We start from the raw sequence: 1,135 nt of genomic DNA, 5'->3' as shown, positions 1-1,135 counted from the left end.
GAGCGACTGTCTTGTTCGTCAAGCGTTTTGCCATGGTTTTTCGTCCCGGATGATGGCGTTGAGGATGGTGAGCAGCTTGCGCATGGTGGCGACGACGGCGACGATCTTGGGCTTTCCGCTTGAGACGAGGCGGTCTCTGAATGCCTTGAGCACGGGGTTGTAGCGGCTGGCGACGAGGGCTGCCATGAACAGGGCGGCCCGCACCTTGCCCCGGCCGCCGCCGATGAAGCTCTTGCCTTTCCATTTGCCCGATTGCCGGGTCCAAGGCGCAAGTCCCGCCAGCGATGCGATCTGCCGCCGGTCGAGCTGGCCCAGTTCCGGCATCTCGGCCAGAAGCGTGCGAGCGGTTGTCGGCCCGACGCCGGGCACCGAGGTCAGCAGCGTCTCGCGCACCCGCCACGCCGGTGACTTGCGGATATGGTCGTCAAGGTCGGCATCGAGGCTCTTCAGTTCCCGCTTGAGAGCGGCAAGCAGCCGCTGGATGCTCTTCCTCGCCTGCCTTGCCAACACCATGCGCTCCCGGTTCTCCTCGGCCGCGATCATCTGCACGATCTGCCGCCGGCGCGCCACCAGCTCCGACAGGGCTTGCGTTTCGGCATTCCGCAGCGGCCGGATCTCAGGCTTGGTCGCGGCCACAAAGGCTGCGATCACCGCCGCATCGATCGGATCGGTCTTGGCCCTGCGGCCAAGCGCATTGGCGTAGGCGCGCACCTGCGCTGGATTGACGACGATGACGGCAAGGCCGGCACCCGAAAGCCCGGCGACCGCCAGGTTCTCGAAGCCGCCGGTGGCCTCCAGCGCCACCACATCGGCGCCGAGCCCGGCGAGCCGCGACAACAGGCCATCGATCCCGGCATGATCATTGCAAACGAAGAAGCTGTCGCCCGACGGCATGACATGCACATCCAGGCGATCCTTCGAGACATCAATTCCCACGATGATATCCATCTTATCCCATCCTTGCCTAAACGGACTTTGCTTGCGCAAGCGGCCCTGGCGACTGTTCGGGTTCGATGGAACGGCGGACGGAGACCCTGGCTCTCCCACGGGCTTGGTGTCCCAAAGGGACTTCGGTCTTCCATCCGCCACCGCACTCGCCATTACAGCCTCAAATGCGGCGGTTGGGAAGTTACAA

General features: G+C 64.4%; 1 protein-coding gene. It reads right to left on the bottom strand.

Annotation, left to right across the window (positions count from 1 at the left end):
- Nucleotides 1-18: 18 nt before the first annotated feature.
- The gene (locus tag AWJ14_RS14845) at nt 19-948 is read right to left on the bottom strand and encodes an IS110 family RNA-guided transposase (RefSeq protein WP_066180729.1); all 930 of its coding nucleotides are present in this window, start codon (nt 946-948) and stop codon (nt 19-21) included.
- Between the last annotated feature and the right edge of the window lie 187 nt (nt 949-1,135).

It is taken from the genome of Parahoeflea olei, from assembly GCF_001703635.1.
GTDB lineage: Bacteria > Pseudomonadota > Alphaproteobacteria > Rhizobiales > Rhizobiaceae > Hoeflea > Hoeflea olei.
This window is presented reverse-complemented; position numbering and strand designations above follow the sequence as displayed.